Genomic DNA, 20,167 nt, shown 5'->3' on the forward strand with positions numbered 1-20,167 from the left:
GGGCGGGACGGCGGGTGGAGCCGCCGGTCGGGATGAGGGTGCTGGAGACGTCGTGCGGGTCGAGGTGCTGGGTACGTTCCGGCGCGGGGACCGGGTCGGGGACGCGCCCGAGGACGGCGGCGCAGATCTCGCGGACCGCCCCCTCGCCGCCGCGCCGGGTCAGCACGACGCGTGCGGCCGCCAGCACGTCGGGGTGCGCGTCGGCGACCGCGACGGGCCAGCCGACGCGGCGCAGTGCCGGGAGGTCGTTGACGTCGTTGCCGACGTACACGACACGCGCCGGGTCGAGCCCGCGGCCGGCCAGCCAGTCGTCGAGCGCGGCGGCCTTGTCGTCGACGCCCTGCAGCACGTCGACCCGCAGCTTCGTGGCCCGTGCCGTGACGACGGGGTGCTGCTCGGTCGACAGGACGAGGAACGGCAGCCCGGCGTCGCGGACCGCGGCGACGCCCAGGCCGTCGCCCCGGTGGACGCGCACCTGCTCGCGGCCGTCCGCGTCGACCCAGGCGTGGTCGTCCGTGTGGACGCCGTCGAAGTCGGTGACGATCGCGTCGACGTCGTCGCGCGTCGGGTAGGTGGACCGTTCCTGCGGGCCCGCGGCGACGACGAGCTGGCGCGCCCACCACAGGTCGTGCTGGTCGTCGATCTCCACGGCCGTCACGGGATCCACGGCGTGCAGGCCGACGTCGCCGAAGAAGCGCCGACCCGTCTCGCGGAGCCCGGACGTCCGCATCGCGTAGAAGGCTCCGGTCTCGCGGTAGTGCGGGGCACGGTCCTGGCGGCGCTCTCGCTCGAGGACGCTGTGCCCGACGGCGCGGACCGCGTCGTCGTCGGCGCGCCACTGGAAGTCGTGGGTCGCCGCGACGGCGACCACGACGTCGCGTTCCCCGGACTCGACCCGGCGCACGGCGGCGTCGAGGTCGGTGGGCGCGAGGAACGGCGAGGTGCACTGCACGAGGACGGTCACCTCGGGCGCAGGGACGTCGGGGGACGCGGTGGCGTCGAGAGCGTGCAGCACGGCCGACTCGGACGACGCCAGGTCGCCCGAGAGGTCGGCGGGACGGAGGACGACGTGCGCGCCGTGGCGGCGCGCCTCGTCGGCGATCTCGGGGTCGTCGGTGCTCACGACGACGGCGGCGACGGTCACCGCGGCGCGCGCGGCGTCCACGGCGCGCGCCACGAGAGTTCGCCCGCCGACGTGCTGCAGGTTCTTGCGGACCACGCCGCGGGACCCGCCGCGGGCGGGGATCACGACGACGGCAGAGGGACGAGGTAGGTCGTGCATGCGGCGAACGTAGGAGCGCGAGGTGTCGGGAGGGCGGCCACGACACGGGCTGCGGACGAACGTCAGGTGCACGTCGGTGAACGGTCGGTGAACCGGCCCGCGCGTACCCTCGTGCCCGTGAGCACACACACCCCGGCCCCGGAACCCACCCGTCCCCCGTCGGCGGTCGACGCCGTCGCCGAGGCGTACACGACGCGCGCGGCCGAGCTCGACCCGCTCGGCGCGACGGCGATGGGCCTGACGGGCTACGACCACCTCATGACCGACCTGTCCCCCGCGGGGCACGAGGCGCGTGCCGAGGCGGACCGCGCGGTGCTCCGCGCCCTCGACGGCCTGGAACCGGTCGACGACGTCGACCGCGTGACGCTCGCCGCGATGCGCGAGCGCGTCGGCCTGCAGGTCGAGCTGCACGACGCGGGCGAGACGCTCGCGAGCCTCAACAACATCGCGTCGCCGGTCCAGGAGCTGCGGGACGTGTTCGACCTCATGCCGACCGGCACCGTCGAGGCGTGGGAGAACGTCGCGGCCCGGCTGAACGCGCTGCCGGGCGCGGTCGAGGGCTACGTGACCTCGCTGTCGGAGGCCGCGCGGCGGGGCAGGGTCGCGGCGATCCGCCAGGTGCGCGTCGGGGCGGAGCAGGCGCGCGAGCTCGCCGACCCCGCGACCTCGTTCTTCACGACGTTCGTGTCGGGCCCCGAGGCGGCGGCCGTCCTCGACGAGTCGGCGGCGTGCTCGCTCGTCCGGGCCGAGCTCGAGCGCGGCGCGGCCGCGGCGCGCGACGCGTACGCGCGGCTCGCCGACTTCCTCGAGACGGACCTCGCCCCGCTCGCGCCCGCGCAGGACGCCGTGGGCCGCGAGCGGTACGCGCTGCTCTCCCGGACGTTCCTCGGCGCCGAGGTCGACCTGGACGAGACCTACGCGTGGGGCCTGGAGGAGCTCGCGCGCGTCGTCGCGGAGCAGGAGGAGGTCGCACGCCGGATCGCGGGCCCGGGCGCGAGCGTCGAGGACGCCGTCGCCGTGCTGGACGCCGACCCGACCCGCACGCTCCACGGCACCGACGCGCTGCGCCGGTGGATGCAGGAGACCTCCGACGCGGCGATCGAGGCCCTCGACGGCACCCACTTCGACGTCCCCGCGCCCGTCCGTGACCTCGAGTGCCTGATCGCCCCGACCCAGACCGGCGGGATCTACTACACGCCGCCGAGCGACGACTTCTCCCGCCCGGGGCGGATGTGGTGGTCGGTCCCCGCGGACGTCACGGAGTTCAACACGTGGCGCGAGCGGACCACGGTCTACCACGAGGGCGTCCCCGGCCACCACCTGCAGTGCGGCCAGGCCGTGTTCGCGCGCGCGACCCTCAACTCGTGGCGCCGGCTCGCGTGCTGGGTCTCCGGGCACGGCGAGGGCTGGGCGCTGTACGCCGAGCGCCTCATGGCGGACCTGGGGTTCCTGGACGACGACGGCGACCGGCTCGGCATGCTCGACGCGCAGCGCATGCGCGCCGCACGCGTCGTGCTCGACATCGGCGTGCACCTCGGCCTCCCGGCCCCGGAGCAGTGGGGCGGCGGGACCTGGGACGCCGAGAAGGCGTGGACGTTCCTGTCGGCCAACGTGAACATGCCCGAGTCGTTCGTGCGGTTCGAGCTCGACCGCTACCTGGGCTGGCCGGGCCAGGCGCCGTCGTACAAGGTCGGGCAGCGACTGTGGGAGTCCACGCGCGACGCGGCCCGCGCGGCCGCGGAGGCCCGGGGCGAGGAGTTCGACGTCCGGGCGTTCCACGCCCGGGCGCTGGGGCTGGGTTCGGTGGGCCTGGACGTGCTGCGCGACGCGCTCGCCTGACGCCTCGATGGGAGCCGTCCTCACCGGGTTCGCGATCATCGGCGTGATCGTCGCCGCCGGATACCTCAGCGCGCGCCTGCGGATCGGCGGTCCGGACGCGGGCACCGTCCTGAACCGGGTGGGCTTCTTCGCCGCGAGCCCCGCGCTGCTGTTCACGGTGCTCGCGACCTCGGACGTCGCCCGCCTGGTCCAGGCGCCGCTCGTGGTCGCCGCGGCGTGCGCGCTCGCGGCGGGGGCGGTGTTCGTCGTGGCGAACAGGTGGTGGCTCCGGCTGCCCGCCCCCGAGGCCACCGTGGGCACCGTCGCGTCCGGCTACGTGAACGCGAACAACATCGGGCTGCCGGTCGCCGTCTACGTGCTGGGCGACCCGACGGTCGTGGTCCCGGTGATCCTGCTGCAGCTGCTCGTCCTGGCGCCGATCACGCTGCTGGTGCTCGACGCGACGACGAGCGGTCGCACGTCCTGGCGGCTCGTGGTGAGCCAGCCGGTGCGCAACCCGATCATCCTGGGCTCGTTCGCGGGCGCCGTCGTCTCGCTGACCGGCTGGGCACCACCGGTCACGGTGATGGCACCGCTCGAGATCCTCGGGGGTGCCGCGATCCCGATGATCCTGCTGGCGTTCGGGATGTCGCTGCACGGGTCACGACCGTTGCGCCGCGGCCAGCCCCGTGCCGCGATCGCCGTCGCGTCCGCGACCAAGCTCGTCGTCATGCCGGTCGTCGCCTTCCTCGTCGCGCGCTACGTCCTCGGTCTGGACCCCGCCGCGGTCGCGTCCGCGGTGACCCTGGCCGCGCTGCCCACCGCCCAGAACGTCTACAACTACGCGGTCCGGTTCGGCCGCGGGGAGATCCTGGCGCGCGACACCGTCCTGGTCACCACGGTCGGGGCGCCCGTGGTGCTCGTCGTCGTCGCCCTGCTGCTCGCCTGAGGCCCGGGCCGGGCAGACGCCCGAGGACCTTCCGCGCTCGCACGGGCCGCCCTCGCGGGCGCTCTCGCCCGCCCCGTGCGGGTAGTCTGCGCGAGTGCTCCGACTCGTCCTCGCCTCCCGCTCCCCGGCCCGCCTCGCGACCCTGCGGTCGGCGGGCGTGGAGCCCCTGGTCCGTGTGTCGGGCGTCGACGAGGACGCCGTCCTGCGCTCCGCCGCCGACCGCTTCGGCGAGCTCGCCCCGGTGGACGCGGTGCTCGTCCTCGCGCAGGCGAAGGCCGAGGAGGTCGCGCGCGTCCTGGAGGCCGAGGCCGACGACGACGGCGACGGCGACGGGTCCGACCGCGAGCCCACCCTCCTCGTCGGGTGCGACTCCATGCTCGAGCTCGACGGCGAGGTCCTGGGCAAGCCGACCGACGCCGACGACGCCCGGGTGCGCTGGCGTGCGATGCGCGGCCGGCGCGGTGTCCTCCACACCGGCCACTGGATGATCGACCTGCGCGACGGCGGCACCGGCGCGACGTTCGGCGCGACCGCGTCGACCACCGTGCACTTCGCCGAGCTGACCGATGCGGAGATCGATGCCTACGTCGCGACCGACGAGCCGCTGCACGTCGCGGGCGCCTTCACGATCGACGGCCTGGGCGGTCCGTACGTCGAACGGATCGAGGGCGACCACCACAACGTGGTGGGCATCAGCCTGCCGCTGCTGCGTGAGCTGCTGGGCGAGGTGGGCGTGTCCTGGCACGAGCTGCGGGCCGGCCGATGGCAGGCCGACGGCAGCACAGTTGTGGACGGCTGACAACAGGCACGTCGATCCTGGCCGTCAAGCCCGGTCGCCATGTGGGTTTCCCACAAACGCCCTCGGTGCGCGTTGGCCTGTTCTCCAATCTTGATCGACCCGGGGCGCGGAGCGTGATCGGCGGTCCGGGCACGCGTTACCGTGAGCCGTGCCCGCGAACTCCCCCCGCCCCGTGACCAAGGTCCTCATCGCCAACCGCGGCGAGATCGCCGTCCGGATCGCCCGAGCGTGCGCCGACGCGGGCGTCGGCTCGGTCGCGGTCTACGCCGACCCGGACCGCCAGGCCGTGCACGTGCGGCTCGCCGACGAGGCTTTCGCGCTCAACGGGGCGCGCGCCGCGGACACCTACCTGGACGTCGCCAAGCTGCTCGACGTCGCGCGGCGCAGCGGTGCCGACGCGGTGCACCCGGGCTACGGGTTCCTCGCGGAGAACGCCGGGTTCGCCCAGGCCGTCATCGACGCCGGCCTGACGTGGATCGGTCCGCCGCCGGCCGCGATCGACGCCCTGGGGGACAAGGTCAGCGCACGGCACATCGCCCAGCGAGCCGGCGCACCGCTCGTCCCCGGCACGTCGGACCCGGTCGCCGACGCGTCGGAGATCCACGCGTTCGCCGCCGAGCACGGGCTGCCGGTCGCGATCAAGGCCGCCTTCGGCGGCGGAGGCCGCGGCCTGAAGGTCGCCCGCTCCGCCGACGAGATCGACGAGCTGTTCGAGTCGGCGGTGCGGGAGGCGACCGCGGCGTTCGGCCGTGGTGAGTGCTTCGTCGAGCGGTACCTCGACACCCCCCGCCACGTCGAGACCCAGTGCCTCGCGGACGAGCACGGGACCGTCGTGGTCGTCTCCACGCGCGACTGCTCGTTGCAGCGCCGTCACCAGAAGCTCGTCGAGGAGGCGCCCGCACCCTTCCTGTCCGCGGCGCAGGAGGCCGAGCTGTACAAGGCGTCCGAGGCGATCCTGCGCGAGGCCGGGTACGTCGGAGCGGGGACGTGCGAGTTCCTCGTCGGTGCCGACGGGACCATCTCGTTCCTCGAGGTCAACACGCGCCTCCAGGTCGAGCACCCGGTGTCGGAGGAGGTGACCGGCATCGACCTCGTGCGCGAGCAGCTGCGCATCGCGGCCGGCGAGCCGCTCGGCTACAGCACGGTGACCACCCGAGGTCATTCGCTCGAGTTCCGCATCAACGGCGAGGACCCGGCCGCGAACTTCCTGCCCTCGCCGGGCCGCATCACCACCCTGCGGTTCCCGTCCGGGCCGGGCGTGCGCATCGACTCGGGCGTCGTCGAGGGCGACACGATCTCCGGCGCGTTCGACTCCATGATCGCCAAGCTGGTCGTCACGGGCGCGACGCGCCGCGAGGCGGTCGAGCGCGCGCGCCGCGCGCTGCGCGAGCTCGAGATCGAGGGCATCCCGACCGTCGTCCCGTTCCACCGCGCCGTGCTGGACGCGGAGGCGTTCGTCCCCGCGGGCGACGGGCCGTTCAGCATCCACACCCGCTGGATCGAGACGGAGTTCACCGCCGAGCTCGCCGCCCTCGCGCCGTCGGCCCCGCAGGCCGACGCCGACGACGACGACGAGCCCCTCGCGACCGAGCGGGTCGTGGTCGAGGTCGGCGGGAAGCGGCTCGAGGTCGTGCTGCCCGCGGGCCTGGGGATGGCCGCCGGCCGTGCGCGCAGTGCCAACGCGGCGCGACGACCCGCGCGCCGCACCGCAGCCCGCACCACCGGCGGCGCAGCGGGCACCACGCTGGCCTCTCCCATGCAGGGCACCATCGTCAAGGTCGCGGTCGCCGACGGCGCACAGGTGGCCGAGGGTGACCTCGTCGTCGTGCTCGAGGCGATGAAGATGGAGCAGCCGCTGCTCGCGCACCGCGCCGGGACCGTGCGGTCCCTGACCGCGACCGCCGGTGCGGGCGTCAGCTCGGGGACCGCCATCTGCGAGATCGTCGACTGATCCGTGCCCATCCCCACGGCGCCGCGCGACCCGGCCGACGCCGAGCGCCCGCTCCCCCGCCACCTGCAGCCCGGCGACGGGTGGGTCGAGTGCGACTGCGGCCGCCGGCACTGGGGTCTGCACGGGGCCGCGGGCCTGCTCCTCGGCCGGGTCGACGCCCACGGCGTCGTGCGTGACGTCGTGCTCCAGCACCGCGCACCGTGGAGCGACCAGGGCGGTACGTGGGGCGTACCGGGCGGCGCGGTCGCCCCGGACGAGAGCGCCCAGGTGGGCGCGCTGCGCGAGGCCCGCGAGGAGGCGGGGATCGCGCCCGACGACGTGCGCGTCGTCGGGCAGCGCGTCCTGGACCACGGCCCGTGGCGGTACACCACGATCGTCGCCCTGACGGCACCCGGCTCGGACCTCGCCCCCCGGGCGACCGACGCGGAGAGCGTCGAGGTGCGCTGGGTCGCGCTGGACGAGGTCGCGGACCTCGACCTGCTGCCGGCGTTCGCCCAGGCGTGGCCGGACCTGCGCGCCCTGCTCGAGGGCGCGGCGTCGACCTGATCCCCTCGCCCTACTCCCGGGCCCGGGACAGGCCGCGCACCGCCGGACCGATCGTCTCGCCGTAGGCGCGCAACGTCTCGTCCTTCGCGTCGTGCTGGAGGTAGAGCGCGAACTGGTCGACGCCGAGGCCCGCGAGCTCACGCAGTCTCTCGACGTGGTGCTCCGCGGGGCCGACGAGACAGAACCGGTCGACGATCTCGTCGGTGACGAAACCCGTGTGCGAGTTCCCGGCGCGACCGTGCTCGTTGTAGTCGTAGCCCTCGCGGCCCGCCACGAACGCCGTGAGCGCGTCCGGGATCCGCCCTCCCGCGGCCTCCTCGGTCCCGCCCGGCCCGTAGCGCGCGACCATCTCGGCGACGTGGTTGCCGACCATCCCGCCGAACCAGCGGCACTGGTCGTAGGCGTGGGCGAGCGCGCGTCGACCGGCCTCGCCGTCCGTCGGCGCCGTCACGTAGGCGGGCGCGGCCACGCAGACGCTCACCTCGCCGGGGTCCCGCCCGGCCCGCTCGGCGGCAGCACGCACCGCCGCGACCGACCATGCGACGACGTCGGGATCCGCGAGCTGCAGGATGAATCCGTCGCCGACCTCGCCCGTGAGCGCGAGCATGCGCGGGCCGTAGGCCGCGACCCACACGGGCAGACGCGAGTCCCGGTTCCAGGGCAGTCGGAGCGTCGAGCCGCGGTACTCGACGGCCTCTCCCGACGCGAGCCCGCGGATGACGTGGATCGCCTCGCGGAGCTCGGCGACCGTCACGGGGCGCCCGTTGATGACGCGCACCGCGGAGTCGCCACGCCCGATCCCGCAGATCGTCCGGTTGCCGAACATCTCGTTGAGGGTCGCGAAGAGCGACGCGGTGACGGTGACGTCGCGCGTCGCCGGGTTGGTGACCATCGGACCGACGGTGACGCGGTGCGTGGCCGACAGGATCTGGGAGTACACGACGAACGGCTCCTCCCACAGCAGGTGCGAGTCGAACGTCCACACGTGGCTGAACCCGTAGGTCTCCGCCTGCCGGGCGAGGTCCACGACCCGCCACGCGGGCGGGTCGTTCTGCAGCACCACCCCGAGGTCCACGCGCCCTCCCCTCCCGGTACCCGCGCCCTCAGCGCAGGTACGCCGACAGCCCGCGCTTGAGGAACTGCCCGTGCCCGGGGCTCCCGTGGTACGCACCGTCCTCGACGAGCACACGCCCCCGCGACATGACGAGGTCGACGTGCCCGTCGATCTCGAAGCCCTCCCACGCCGAGTGGTCCATGTTCATGTGGTGCGTCGCGCCGTACCCGATCGACGTGCGGCCGGCCGGGTCGTAGACCACGACGTCGGCGTCGGCGCCCGGGGCGAGCACGCCCTTGCGGCCGTCGAGCCCGAACATCCGGGCCGGCGTCGTGCAGCACAGCTCGACCCAGCGCTCGCGCGAGATCTTGCCGTCGACGACGCCCTGGTAGAGCAGGTCGAGCCGGTGCTCGACGCCCCCGATCCCGTTGGGGATCTTCGAGAAGTCGCCGCGTCCGAGCTCCTTCTGCTCCTTCATGCAGAACGGGCAGTGGTCGGTGCTCACGACGGACAGGTCGCCCGTGCGCAGGTACCGCCAGAGCTCGTCCTGGTGGCCCTCCGCCCGCGAGCGCAACGGCGTCGAGCACACCCACTTGGCGCCCTCGAAGTCCCCCCACTCCTCGCTCCGCGCGCCGAGCTGCTCCTCGAGCGAGAGGTAGAGGTACTGCGGGCACGTCTCGCCGAACACGTTGTACCCGTCGCCGCGGGCTCGCGCCAGGGTCTCGACGGCCTGCTTCGCGGACATGTGCACGACGTACAGCGGCGCGCCGGTCAGGCGCGCGAGCATGATCGCGCGGTGCGTCGCCTCCTCCTCGGTCTCCCACGGGCGCGTCGTGCCGTGGAAGTACGGCGCGGTGTCGCCGCGGTCGAGCGCCTGGCGCACGAGCGCGTCGATCGCGATGCCGTTCTCCGCGTGCATCATGATCACCGACCCGTTGTCGCGCGCCTTGCCCATCGCGCGCAGGATCTGCCCGTCGTCGCTGTAGAACACGCCCGGGTACGCCATGAAGAGCTTGAAGCTCGTGATCCCCTCGGTGACCAGCTCGTCCATCGCCTTGAGCGCGTCGTCGTCGACGCCGCCGAGGATCTGGTGGAAGCCGTAGTCGACGGCGCACTGCCCGGCGGCCTTCTCGTGCCAGGCGGCGAGGCCGTCCTGGACGCGCTCGCCGGTGCGCTGGACCGCGAAGTCGACGATCGTCGTCGTGCCGCCCCACGCCGCGGCGCGTGTCCCGGTCTCGAACGTGTCGGAGGCGGCCGTCCCGCCGAACGGGAGCTCCATGTGCGTGTGGCAGTCGACAGCGCCCGGGATCACGTACCTGCCGGTCGCGTCGATCACGCGCTCGGCGTCCTGGGCGAGGTCGGCGCCGAGGCTCGTGTCCCCCGGCCGCAGCAGCGCGGCGACCTGCTCGCCGTCGACCAGCACGTCGGCGAGCGTCGAGCCCGTGGGCCCGACGACGGTCCCTCCGCGGATCAGCGTGTGCGGCATGCTCGTGGCTCCCCTCGTGAGGTCCCGCGTGGCTTCCCCCGGGTCATGGCCGGGTGAGGTCGTCGTAGGCGTCGGGCCGGCGGTCGCGGTAGAACTGCCACCGGTCGCGCACGACGCGCAGCAGGTCCAGGTCCAGGTCGCGGACGACGAGCTCCTCGTCGTGGTCGTCCGCAGGGTCGCCGACGAACGCGCCCTCGGGGTCGACGAAGTACGACGTGCCGTAGAAGTCGTCGTCGCCGAGGTCCTCGATCCCGACGCGGTTGATCGCCCCGACGTAGTACTCGTTCGCGACCGCGGCGGCGGGCTGCTCGAGCCGCCACAGGTAGTTGGACAGCCCGCGGCTCGTCGCGCTCGGGTTCAGCACGATCTCGGCCCCGTTCAGGCCGAGCGCGCGCCACCCCTCCGGGAAGTGGCGGTCGTAGCAGATGTACACGCCGACGCGCCCGACCGCGGTGTCGAACACCGGGTAGCCGAGGTTGCCCGGGCGGAAGTAGAACTTCTCCCAGAACCCGCGCACGTGCGGGATGTGGGTCTTGCGGTACTTGCCGAGGTAGCGCCCGTCGGCGTCGATGACCGCCGCGGTGTTGTACAGGACGCCGGGCTGCTCCTCCTCGTAGACCGGCAGCACGACGACGGTCCCGAGCTCGGCGGCGAGCGCCGAGAACCGCTCGACCGTGGGCCCGGGGACGGACTCGGCGTACGCGTAGTACGCGGCGTCCTGCACCTGGCAGAAGTACGGTCCGTAGAAGAGCTCCTGGAAGCACACGAGCCGGGCGCCCTGCCCGGCGGCGTCGCGCAGGTACGTCTCGTGGGCGTCGATCATCGACTCCTTGTCGCCGGTCCAGCGGACCTGCGTGAGCGCGGCGCGCACGGTGGTCATGAGCTCTCCTTCGTCCTGGGTGTCCCGACGTGGTCGTCGGCGACGTCGAGCGCGGCGTCGATCGCGGCGAGACCGTGCTCGAGGTCGGCGGCGGACGTGACGAGCGGCGGTGCGACGTGCAGCCGGTTGAAGTGGACGAACGGCCAGACGCCGCGCTCCTTGATCGCGGCGACGACGGCGGCCATCGGCGCGGCCGCCGGCCCGCTCGCGTTGAACGGCACGAGCGGCTCGCGCGTCCCCTGATCGCGCACGAGCTCGATCGCCCAGAAGAACCCGAGCCCGCGCACCTCGCCGACGCTGGGGTGCCGGTCGGCGATCTCGCGCAGCCGCGGGCCGATCAGGTCCGCGCCCAGCCGCCGGACGCGCTCGAGGATCTGATCGTCCTCGAAGACCCGGATCGACTCGACCCCGACCGCGCACGCCAGCGGATGACCGGAGTAGGTGAGCCCGCCGGGGAAGACGCGGTCGTCGAACGTCCGCGCGACGTGCTCGCCGATGACCACGCCGCCCAGCGGCACGTAGCCGGAGTTCACGCCCTTGGCGAAGACCACGAGGTCGGGCACGACCCCCCAGCGGTCGACGGCGAACCACTCGCCGACGCGTCCGAAGCCGACCATGACCTCGTCGGTCACCAGGAGGATCCCGTGCTCGTCGCACAGCGCGCGCACCCCGGCGAGGTAGCCGTCCGGCGGGATCAGCACGCCGTTCGTCCCGACGATCGTCTCGAGCAGGATCGCCGCGACGTTCCCCGGGCCCTCCAGCTGCACGACCTCGCGCAGGTGGGCGAGGGCCCGCTCGCCCTCCTCGGCGTCGTCACGTGCGCCGAACGCCGACCGGTAGGCGTACGGGCCGAGGAAGTGGCGCACGTGCGGGTCGGGCGCGACCTCGTTGGGCCAGCGCCGCGGGTCGCCCGTGAGGGAGATCGCCGTGGTCGTGTTCCCGTGGTACGAGCGGTACGCGGCGAGCACGGTCGCCCGCCCGGTGTGCAGGCGCGCGAGGCGCACCGCGTTCTCGACGGCGTCCGCCCCGCCGTTCGTGAAGAACACCCGCCAGCGCCGGTCGTCCGCACCCGGTCCCGAGACCGGTCGTGCGGCTTCGCCGGGAGCGCGCTCCGTGACGAGCCGCGCGAGCTCGCCCCGCACGTCGTTCGCGAACGTCGGGCCGACCGTCGCGAGCCGCGCGGCCTGCGCCTGGATCGCGGCGACGAGGCGCGGGTGCTGGTGCCCGAGGTTGAGGTTGACGAGCTGGGACGCGAAGTCGAGGTAGCGGTTGTCGTCCTCGTCCCAGAACCAGGCGCCCGCACCGCCCGCGACGGGGAGCGGGGAGATCGCGCCCTGTGCGGACCACGAGTGGAAGACGAACCGGTCGTCGCCGCGCGTGCGCGACGTGCCGCGGGCGAGCTCCTCCGTCGTCATCGGCGCCTCCCGCCCTCACCGCGTCCGCGGGAAGCCGAGGTCGACCGCCGACGTCGCCGGGTCGGGCCATCGTGTCGTGACGACCTTCGTGCGCGTGTAGAACTGCACGCTCTCGGGACCGTAGACGTGCAGGTCGCCGAACAGCGAGCTCTTCCACCCGCCGAACGAGTAGTAGCCGACCGGGACCGGGATCGGGACGTTGACGCCGATCATGCCCGCGCGCGCGTCCACCTCGAACGCGCGCGCCGCCCCGCCGTCGCGCGTGAAGATCGCCGCGCCGTTGCCGTAGGGGTTGTCGTTGACCAGGCCCACGGCCTCCTCGTACGTGTCCGCCCGGACCACGGACAGGACCGGGCCGAAGATCTCCTCGCGGTACACCGTGTGCTCCGGCCGCACGTGGTCCACGAGCGTCGGGTGCAGGAAGAACCCCCCGCTCCCACCCGCGGCACCCTCCGGGACGACCCGTCCGTCCACCACGAGCGTCGCTCCCTCGTCGGCGGCGGTGCCCACGCGAGCGGCCACGCGGTCGCGGTGCTCCGCGGTGATCAGCGGCCCCATCTGGGACGCGGGGTCGTCCCCCGGGCCGACGACGAGGCGCACGACGCGTTCGCGGATCGCCTCGACGAGCGGGTCGGCCACGCCGCCCACGGCGACGAGCACGGACACCGCCATGCACCGCTCGCCCGCCGAGCCGTACGCCGCGGAGACCGCGGCGTCGGCCGCGACGTCCACGTCGGCGTCGGGCAGCACGACCATGTGGTTCTTCGCGCCGCCGAGCGCCTGGACGCGCTTGCCGTGCCGGGTCGCCGACTCGTAGACGTGGCGCGCGACCGGCGTCGACCCGACGAAGCTCACGGCCTCGACGTCCGGGTGCTCGAGCAGCCGCTCGACGGCGACGCGGTCGCCCTGCACGACGTTGACGACCCCGTCGGGGAGCCTGGCCTCCTGGAGCAGCCGCGCGACGACGAGCGAGGCCGACGGGTCGCGCTCGCTCGGCTTGAGCACGACCGTGTTCCCGCACGCGATCGCGTTCGGGATCATCCACAGCGGCACCATGGCCGGGAAGTTGAACGGCGTGATGCACGCGACGACGCCGAGGGCCTGCCTCACCTCGTGGACGTCGACGCCCGCCGACGCCTGCTCGCTGTACCCGCCCTTGAGGAGCTGGCCGATCCCGCACGCGAACTCGACGCACTCGAGCGCGCGGGCCACCTCGCCCGCCGCGTCCGACAGCACCTTGCCGTGCTCGGCGCTCACCACGGCAGCGATCTCGTCCCGGTGCTCCACGAGGAGCTGGTGGAACGCGAACAGGATCTCGACGCGCCGCGAGACGCTCGTCGCGCGCCACGCGGGGAACGCCGCCCGCGCGGCGGCCACGGCGCCGTCCACGACGGCGGCGGACGCGAGCGCGACCCGGCCGGTGACGCGGCCGGTGGCCGGGTCGTGCACCGGGGCGTCCCGGCTCCCGCCGTCGACCACCGGGGCACCGCCGATCCAGTGGCCCACGCCCGCCGTGAGCGGAGCGCGCGCCTCGCGTGCCACGTCGATGGTGCCGTCCACGGTCTGCCTCCCCTCGTGCCGAGGTCGTGGTGCCGTCGCGGCCGAGAGACCAGCATGGCACGGATCCGCCTCGAGAGTGGCGTTGGTCACACCGGGAACCGGGCTCGCGGAGAGGCCTGGCGCAGGGCCGGGGGGCGGCGGCGGAACGGTGCCGCGTAGGCGCGAGCCTGCGGGTGCCGGTATTTTGCTCGCGTGAGTGCAGCGCCGCGTCGCCGTGAGGACCGGGTGGTCCTCGTCCTCCTCGTGCTCGTCACCGCCCTGGTCGTGGAGCTGGTCCGGGCCAGCGGGCCGCTGCTCGACCACGCGTTCGCGTCGGGGGTCGAGACCGCCGCGCTGACCGCGCTCGCGACGTACGCGGCTCCCGGCCTGTTCGTCGTCATGATCGCCGCGCGCCTCGAGATCACGGGCAAGGTCGTGCTGTTCGCGGTGGTGTCGCTCGTCGTGGCGCGGCTCGCGCTGCAGTGGCTCGGCACCGCGATCGCCGGCGGTGCGGACCTCGGTCTCGTGCGCTACGGCGTCGGGCTGGCCGCCGTCGCTCTGGCCGTCGCGGTCCTCGTCGTCGTCGCGGCGTTCGCGAGCGGCACGGCGTCGCCCACCGCCGAGACCGGGACGGGCACGGAGACGGGGACGGAGGCGGGCTCCACGCTCGCGCGCGGTACGACCGTCGCGCTGGGCGTGACGCTCGGCACGCTCCTCGCGGCCGCCCTCAGCACGACGCTGGGTACGTGGGACGCGTACTGGCGCGGCGACGTCGGCGCGTGGGTGCTCACGCTCGTCGTGGCCGTCGCGGCGACAGCGTGCGCCTGGACGGTGCGCGGGCGCGGCGCGCTCCCGGGGACCCGGGCACTGTGGGTGCTGGGGCCGTTCCTCGCGCTCGGGGTCCAGACGTTCGCCAACCCCGCGTTCGTCGCCTCGCAGTCGGGCGTGTCGCTCACCGCGGCGGTCGTCGCGCTCGCCGTCGCCGGGCTCGGTGTCGCGTGGTTCGTGCCGTGGGCGGCGCGACCAGGACGCGCCCGGTTCCTCGCAGCATCGTGGATCTCGCCGGGGCTGCTCGTCGTGGGAGTCGCCGTGACGTTCCTCGCCGTCCCGCGCCTGGACGGTCCGGGCGACCTCGGCGGGTGGGCGCTGCTCGTGCTGCTCACGGCGTGCGCGCCCGTCGCCGGACGCACGCTCGCGCTCTGCCTGACCCGGCCCGCGCGTGCGGTGACGTGGGGTCGCCTCGCGGGGACGGCGTCCGTGGCGGGTCTGGGCGCCGTGGTGCCCCTGCTCGGGTTCCAGCTCGACTACGACGTGCCGCTGCCGGTCCCGAACGGCTGGGTCCCGGTCGCCGCGGCGCTCCTGGTCGCCGTGCCCGCCGTAGCCGTCGGGCTCCGGGCCCGGCGCGCACCGGCCGACGACCTCGCCGCGCCGTCGACGGCCGGAGCGGACGAACGCGCGCTGCCGCTCGCGCTCGCGGGCGCGGTGGGCGTGCTCGCCGCCGTCGGCGTCACGCAGGTGCACGTGGACGGCGGCCCCGACGACGTCTCGTACGCGCAGGCGCCGGGCACCACGACGGTGCTGGACTGGAACCTGCACTACGGCGTGAGCGCGGACCCGTCCGTGCGCCTCGACGAGATGGTCGCGACCATCGAGTCCTCGGGCGCGGACGTCGTGACCCTGCAGGAGGTGTCGCGCGGCTGGGTGCTGGGCGGCGGCGCCGACATGGCGACGTATCTCGCGCGGGAGACGGGCATGCGTGTCGTCTTCGCGCCCGCCGCGGACCGGCAGTTCGGCAACGCGATCCTGTGGGACCCGGAGCGCGGCGGGCTCGACGACGTGGTCCTCCACGCGCTGCCGTACGGGCAGGGACCGCAGCAGCGCTCGGCCATCTCCGCGACGTCGGACTCCAGCGGGCTCGGGGTACGGGTCACGTCCGTGCACCTCCAGCACCGGGAGGAGAGCACGCCGACGCGCCTGGACCAGCTCGACGCGCTGTTCGCGCAGGAGCCGGTCGAGGGCGCCTACGTGCTCGCGGGAGACCTGAACTCCGAGCCCGGGTGGGACGAGATCACGGTCGTCGAGGACCAGGGCCTCGAGAGCGGGCAGGACGTCGCGGGCGACCCCGACGCGCTGACGTCACCGTCCGTCGCGCCCGCGCACCGCATCGACTGGGTGTTCGGGTCCCCGCCCCTGACGTTCCGCTCGGTCGACGTGCTCGACGTGACGGCGTCCGACCACCGACCGCTCGTGGCCGAGATCCGGACGTCGTAGCGCCTCGTGCTGTCTCGTGCAGCTCGGTGCTACGTCGCCGGGGCCCCGTGCTCGCGCGCGCCGACCGGCGGCCGGAGCACGAGGAGGACGACCATCGCCACCAGGATCAGCGCGGTGACGACGACCGGGACGGGCCCCAGCGCGACGACCAGCACGAGCAGGGCACCGAGCGGCAGGAGGGTGTTGACGACCCGGTCCGCGCTCTGCCGGATCGCGATCCACCAGATGCCGAGCACGAACAGCGCGACCGGGACCGTCACGGTGAGCGACGTCGCGACGTCGCCCAGGTCGGCGTGACCCGTGAGCGCGTCGATCTCCACCTCAATCCCCACCGAGAACGCGCCCGCGGCGGCGAACACGAGGTAGTGCGCGTAGCCGTAGCGCAACGACCGGCCCAGGCTGCCGATCGCGGCGTGGTGGGGCGGCCAGAAGTAGATCCACCACAGCGCGGCCGTCCCGACGAGAGCGAACACCGCGATCCCGATCAACGGGCCGACCGCCTGGTCGTCGTGCAGCGCCTCGATGACCGCGTTCGCCGACGCGAGGAGGCTCTCGCCGAGCAGGATCAGCGTGAACAGGCCGTACCGCTCGGTGATGTGGTGCGGGTGCCACGGCGTCGTGCCGCGACGCTCGGCGACGACCGGCACCGCGACCTCGGCGAGCACGAGGACGACGGCGACCACGCGCGTCGCTCCGTCGGGCAGGGCGAGCATCGCGAGCCAGCACACCTGGAGGACCGCGATGCCCACGGCGTAGGCCTGGGTCGTGCGGCGCGCGGCGCCCGCCCCGTGCGACGCCCGCAGCCACTGGGCGACCATCGAGACGCGCATCACCACGTACCCGAGGACGACCACCGTCCAGTCCTGCTCGGCGAAGACCGGCTCGATCCCCGCGGCGAGCACCAGGACACCCGCCATCTGCAGGATCGTCAGCAGCCGGTAGAGCCAGTCGTCGGTGTCGAACGACGTGGCGAACCACGTGAAGTTCATCCACGCCCACCAGATCGCGAAGAACACCACCGCGTACGCGGCCAGCCCCTCGCCCACGTGGCCCTCGACGAACGCGTGGTGGAGCTGCGACGACGCGATGCTGACGGCGACGACGAAGACGAGGTCGAAGAACAGCTCGAGCGTGCTCGCGGAGCGGCCCGGCTCGTGCGGGTCGCGCGGACGCATCGGGACGAGGCGCGCCGTCCGCGTCCGGATCGTCGTCACCGCTCGGACCCCTCGCTCATCGCAGCATCGTGCCATGCACCGCCCCGTCCCGGCGTGCCGTCCCGGAGACCTCCCGGCGCCACCCGGCGGTAGGGTCGCCGGGTGCGTATCGAGCTGAGCGTGACCGAGGCCGTCGAGCTGGCCCGGGCGACGGGCGGGCTGCCGCCGTTCGTCCGCTCCGTGACGAGCGAGGGCGACGAGGTGCGCGTCGTCGTCGACCTCCGCGAGGTCCCGGACCCGCCGTCGGCACTGCGCCTGGCGGCACGGCTCGTGCCCGTCGTGCGCGCGACGGCGCGCGTCGAGTCGGTCGTCGCGGGCACGGCGGTGCTCGCGATCGAGGCGAACGCCGCCGGGCTGCCGGCGCACAAGCTCCTCGGGTTCGTCGAGGGACCGGCCCGGCGCGCGCTCACCGCCAAGGGCCTGCCGCCCGACGCCGTGCGCGTCCTGCCCGACGCGCGCGTCGCGGTCGACGTGCAGGCGCTGCTCGCCGGCGCGCTCGAGCGCAGCCTGCCCGGGCTCCAGGTCACCGATCTCCGGTACGAGCAGGGCACGCTCCGCCTCGACGCGGCGGTGTGACCCGGCGGCCCGCGGGCCCCCTCAGACCTCGCGGTGGTGCAGCATGCGCGCCACCTCGGCGATCGACCCCGACAACGACGGGTAGACGGTGAAGGACGACGCGACGTCGTCCACCGTGAGGCGGTGGGACACCGCGAGCGCCACGGGGAAGATCAGCTCGCTCGCGCGCGGCGCGACGACGACCCCGCCGAGGACGATGCCCGTGTCGCGGTGCGCGAAGAGCTTGACGAAGCCGTCGCGCATGCCGAGCATCTTCGCGCGCGGGTTGCGGGTGAGCGGCAGCATCGACGTGACGTAGCGGCTCTGCTGCTCCCGGAGCTGCTTCTCGTCGTAGCCGACCGTCGCGATCTCGGGAGCGGTGAAGATGTTCGCGGCCACGCCGCGCAGCTTGAGCGGGCTGACGGCGTCGCCGAGCGCGTGCGACATCGCGACCCGGCCCTGCATCGCGGCCACGGACGCGAGGGGCAGGACGCCCGTGCAGTCGCCCGCGGCGTACACGCCGCGCACCGAGGTGCGCGAGACCTTGTCCACCTCGACGTGGCCGGACGCCGTGAGGCGCACCCCGGACTCCTCCAGACCGACCCCGCGGGTGGACGGGATCGAGCCGACCGCCACGAGGACGTGCGAGCCCTGGACCACCCGGCCGTCCGAGAGCGTCACCTCGACCCCGTCCTCGGTGCGCACCGCGGACTCGGCGCGCGTGCGCGACACGACCGTCATCCCGCGGGCGCGGAACACGTCCTCGAGCAGCTCGGCGGCGTCCGGGTCTTCGCCGGGAAGCACCCGGTCGCGGCTGGAGACGAGCACGACGTCCGATCCGAGCGCGTTGTACGCACCGGCGAACTCGGCGCCGGTGACGCCCGAACCGACGACGATCAGCCGTTCCGGGAGCTGCTTGAGGTTGTACAGCTGGGTCCAGGTGAGGATGCGCTCGCCGTCGGGCTGCGCGGTGGGCAGGACACGCGGTGTCGAGCCGAGCGCGAGGAGCACCACGTCGGCGTCGAGCACGAGGTCGGAGCCGTCGTCGGTCCCTGCGCCGTCGACGACCACGCGCTCGGGGCCGTCGAGGCGGCCCGTCCCGACGACGATGCGCACGCCCTCGCGCTCGAGCCGTGCACGGACGTCGGCGGACTGTGCGGCCGCGAGCGCCATGACACGTGTGTTGACGGCCTCGAGGTCGACGATGTGCCGGCGCGCCGCCGCACCCTCGGCCGGCGCGGACTCGGCGGGCAGGCGGATGCCGAGCTCGGACGCGCGGTCCGCGATCGTCATCCAGTCGGCGGTCGCGATGAGGGTCTTCGACGGGACGACGTCCGTGAGGACGGCCGCGCCGCCCATGCCGTGCTGCTCCACGACCGTGACCTCGGCGCCCAGGCGCCGTGCGACGAGCGCCGACTCGTAGCCGCCCGGGCCTCCTCCCACGATGACGATGCGCGTGCTCCGGTCTGCCCTGGTCTCGTTCGTCACCCGCACAGTGTGGCAGGAGACCGGGTCCCGCCGCGTCATCCCGCCGGGTTCGCACTAGCCTGGCGGGATGACGACGACGCCACCGAGCACACCCCCGCTCGACGACCCCGCCACCGACCCGTTCGTGGTCGCGGGCGCCGCAGCCGAGCACATCGCCCGGGCCACGGGCATCGACGGGCACGACATGGCGCTCGTGCTCGGATCCGGGTGGGGCGGCGCCGCCGAGCTCCTCGGCGACGTCGTCGCCGAGATCCCCACGCACGAGATCCCGGGCTTCGCCGCACCCACCGTGTCCGGGCATCTCCCGGTGACGCGCTCGATCCGGGTCGAGCGGGCAGACGGGTCCGTCCGCCTCGCGCTCGTGATCGGGTCGCGCACGCACCTGTACGAGGGCAAGGGGGTGCGCGCTGTCGTGCACCCGGTCCGCACGGCCGCCGCGGCCGGGGTCGAGACGCTGATCCTGACGAACGGCGCGGGCGGGCTCGACCCCGACCGGCCGGCGGGCACACCCGTCCTCCTCGCGGACCACCTCAACCTCACCGCGCGCAGCCCCCTGGAGGGCGCGACGTTCGTCGACCTGACCGACCTCTACTCCCCGCGACTGCGCACGCTCGCGCGCGACGTCGACCCGACGCTGGGAGAGGGCGTGTACGCCCAGATGCCCGGACCGCACTACGAGACGCCGGCCGAGATCCGCATGCTGCGCACGCTCGGCGCGGACATGGTCGGGATGTCGACCGCCATCGAGGCGATCGCCGCCCGCCACGCCGGGCTCGAGGTCCTGGGCCTGTCGCTCGTGACGAACCTGGCGGCGGGCATCAGCCCGACGCCGCTGTCGCACGCCGAGGTCATCGAGGCCGGCCAGGTCGCGGGCCCCCGGATCAGCTCCCTCCTGGCCGACATCGCGAAGCGGGTGTGAC

The 20,167-nt window shown here is 74.2% G+C and carries 15 protein-coding genes and 1 pseudogene; 8 read left to right on the plus strand and 8 right to left on the minus strand.

The features are described 5' to 3' along the window. Positions 1-214: 214 nt before the first annotated feature. Positions 215-1,282 (minus strand): annotated as a pseudogene (locus IF651_RS03220) (cytidylyltransferase domain-containing protein); the annotation flags it as partial. Between the two features lie 117 nt (positions 1,283-1,399). Here IF651_RS03220 and IF651_RS03225 point away from each other — a divergent pair. The 5 genes from IF651_RS03225 (at position 1,400) to IF651_RS03245 (ending at position 7,345) form a co-directional block, all read left to right on the plus strand. Next, a complete protein-coding gene (locus IF651_RS03225) occupies positions 1,400-3,121 on the plus strand; it encodes a DUF885 family protein (protein WP_191827658.1) in 1,722 nt (573 codons plus the stop codon). A gap of 7 nt (positions 3,122-3,128) precedes the next feature. After that, positions 3,129-4,049 carry an AEC family transporter gene (locus tag IF651_RS03230; protein ID WP_191827659.1) on the plus strand — a complete coding sequence of 307 codons (921 nt, stop codon included), beginning with the start codon at positions 3,129-3,131 and terminating at the stop codon, positions 4,047-4,049. A 94-nt stretch (positions 4,050-4,143) separates the two neighbouring features. After that, positions 4,144-4,848, plus strand: coding sequence for a Maf family nucleotide pyrophosphatase (locus tag IF651_RS03235; protein WP_191827660.1), 705 nt, complete (start codon positions 4,144-4,146; stop codon positions 4,846-4,848). Between the two features lie 148 nt (positions 4,849-4,996). After that, positions 4,997-6,799: an ATP-binding protein gene (locus IF651_RS03240; RefSeq protein WP_338403742.1), complete on the plus strand. Its 1,803-nt coding sequence runs from the start codon at positions 4,997-4,999 to the stop codon at positions 6,797-6,799. 9 nt (positions 6,800-6,808) lie between these two features. After that, complete coding sequence (locus tag IF651_RS03245) at positions 6,809-7,345, plus strand: NUDIX domain-containing protein (RefSeq protein WP_191827891.1); 537 nt, start codon at positions 6,809-6,811, stop codon at positions 7,343-7,345. Positions 7,346-7,355: 10 nt separating this feature from the next. Here the strand turns inward: IF651_RS03245 and IF651_RS03250 are convergent, their stop codons facing one another. The 5 genes from IF651_RS03250 to IF651_RS03270 are packed head-to-tail and all read right to left on the minus strand — an operon-like array spanning position 7,356 to position 13,740. Then, positions 7,356-8,420, minus strand: coding sequence for a TIGR03842 family LLM class F420-dependent oxidoreductase (locus IF651_RS03250; RefSeq protein ID WP_191827661.1), 1,065 nt, complete (start codon positions 8,418-8,420; stop codon positions 7,356-7,358). A 28-nt stretch (positions 8,421-8,448) separates the two neighbouring features. Next, on the minus strand, positions 8,449-9,885 hold the full coding sequence (gene hydA, locus IF651_RS03255) for a dihydropyrimidinase (protein ID WP_191827662.1): 1,437 nt from the start codon (positions 9,883-9,885) through the stop codon (positions 8,449-8,451). Positions 9,886-9,928: 43 nt separating this feature from the next. Continuing rightward, positions 9,929-10,765: a nitrilase-related carbon-nitrogen hydrolase gene (locus IF651_RS03260; RefSeq protein WP_191827663.1), complete on the minus strand. Its 837-nt coding sequence runs from the start codon at positions 10,763-10,765 to the stop codon at positions 9,929-9,931. Then, positions 10,762-12,180 carry an aspartate aminotransferase family protein gene (locus IF651_RS03265; protein WP_191827664.1) on the minus strand — a complete coding sequence of 473 codons (1,419 nt, stop codon included), beginning with the start codon at positions 12,178-12,180 and terminating at the stop codon, positions 10,762-10,764. The genes IF651_RS03260 and IF651_RS03265 overlap by 4 nt, the downstream gene beginning before the upstream one ends. Before the next feature lie 15 nt (positions 12,181-12,195). Then, entirely contained in the window at positions 12,196-13,740 is a 1,545-nt protein-coding gene (locus IF651_RS03270; RefSeq protein ID WP_422110434.1) for a CoA-acylating methylmalonate-semialdehyde dehydrogenase, read from the minus strand. Positions 13,741-13,932: 192 nt separating this feature from the next. Here IF651_RS03270 and IF651_RS17945 point away from each other — a divergent pair, with 192 nt between their 5' ends. Next, the gene (locus tag IF651_RS17945) at positions 13,933-15,990 is read left to right on the plus strand and encodes an endonuclease/exonuclease/phosphatase family protein (RefSeq protein ID WP_191827665.1); all 2,058 of its coding nucleotides are present in this window, start codon (positions 13,933-13,935) and stop codon (positions 15,988-15,990) included. A 29-nt stretch (positions 15,991-16,019) separates the two neighbouring features. Here the strand turns inward: IF651_RS17945 and IF651_RS03280 are convergent, their stop codons facing one another. Continuing rightward, positions 16,020-17,165, minus strand: coding sequence for a low temperature requirement protein A (locus IF651_RS03280; protein ID WP_191827893.1), 1,146 nt, complete (start codon positions 17,163-17,165; stop codon positions 16,020-16,022). A 141-nt stretch (positions 17,166-17,306) separates the two neighbouring features. Here IF651_RS03280 and IF651_RS03285 point away from each other — a divergent pair, with 141 nt between their 5' ends. Further along, a complete protein-coding gene (locus tag IF651_RS03285) occupies positions 17,307-17,780 on the plus strand; it encodes a hypothetical protein (RefSeq protein WP_191827666.1) in 474 nt (157 codons plus the stop codon). Positions 17,781-17,801: 21 nt separating this feature from the next. Here IF651_RS03285 and IF651_RS03290 read toward each other — a convergent pair whose 3' ends face one another. Beyond that, positions 17,802-19,247, minus strand: coding sequence for an NAD(P)H-quinone dehydrogenase (locus IF651_RS03290; protein WP_338403744.1), 1,446 nt, complete (start codon positions 19,245-19,247; stop codon positions 17,802-17,804). 67 nt (positions 19,248-19,314) lie between these two features. Between IF651_RS03290 and IF651_RS03295 the strand changes: the two genes are divergently transcribed. Further along, the gene (locus IF651_RS03295; protein ID WP_191827668.1) at positions 19,315-20,166 is read left to right on the plus strand and encodes a purine-nucleoside phosphorylase; all 852 of its coding nucleotides are present in this window, start codon (positions 19,315-19,317) and stop codon (positions 20,164-20,166) included. Position 20,167 lies beyond the last annotated feature (1 nt).

Origin of the sequence: Cellulosimicrobium arenosum, from assembly GCF_014837295.1 — a bacterium.
GTDB lineage: Bacteria > Actinomycetota > Actinomycetes > Actinomycetales > Cellulomonadaceae > Cellulosimicrobium > Cellulosimicrobium arenosum.

Excerpts from the sequence above, each read along its gene's own strand:
- IF651_RS03230 (WP_191827659.1), top strand. The coding sequence starts at position 3,129 with ATGGGAGCCGTCCTCACCGGGTTCGCGATCATCGGCGTGATCGTCGCC.
- IF651_RS03280 (WP_191827893.1), bottom strand. The coding sequence starts at position 17,165 with ATGCGTCCGCGCGACCCGCACGAGCCGGGCCGCTCCGCGAGCACGCTC.
- IF651_RS03295 (WP_191827668.1), top strand. The coding sequence starts at position 19,315 with ATGACGACGACGCCACCGAGCACACCCCCGCTCGACGACCCCGCCACC.
- hydA (WP_191827662.1), bottom strand. The coding sequence starts at position 9,885 with ATGCCGCACACGCTGATCCGCGGAGGGACCGTCGTCGGGCCCACGGGC.
- IF651_RS03260 (WP_191827663.1), bottom strand. The coding sequence starts at position 10,765 with ATGACCACCGTGCGCGCCGCGCTCACGCAGGTCCGCTGGACCGGCGAC.
- IF651_RS03265 (WP_191827664.1), bottom strand. The coding sequence starts at position 12,180 with ATGACGACGGAGGAGCTCGCCCGCGGCACGTCGCGCACGCGCGGCGAC.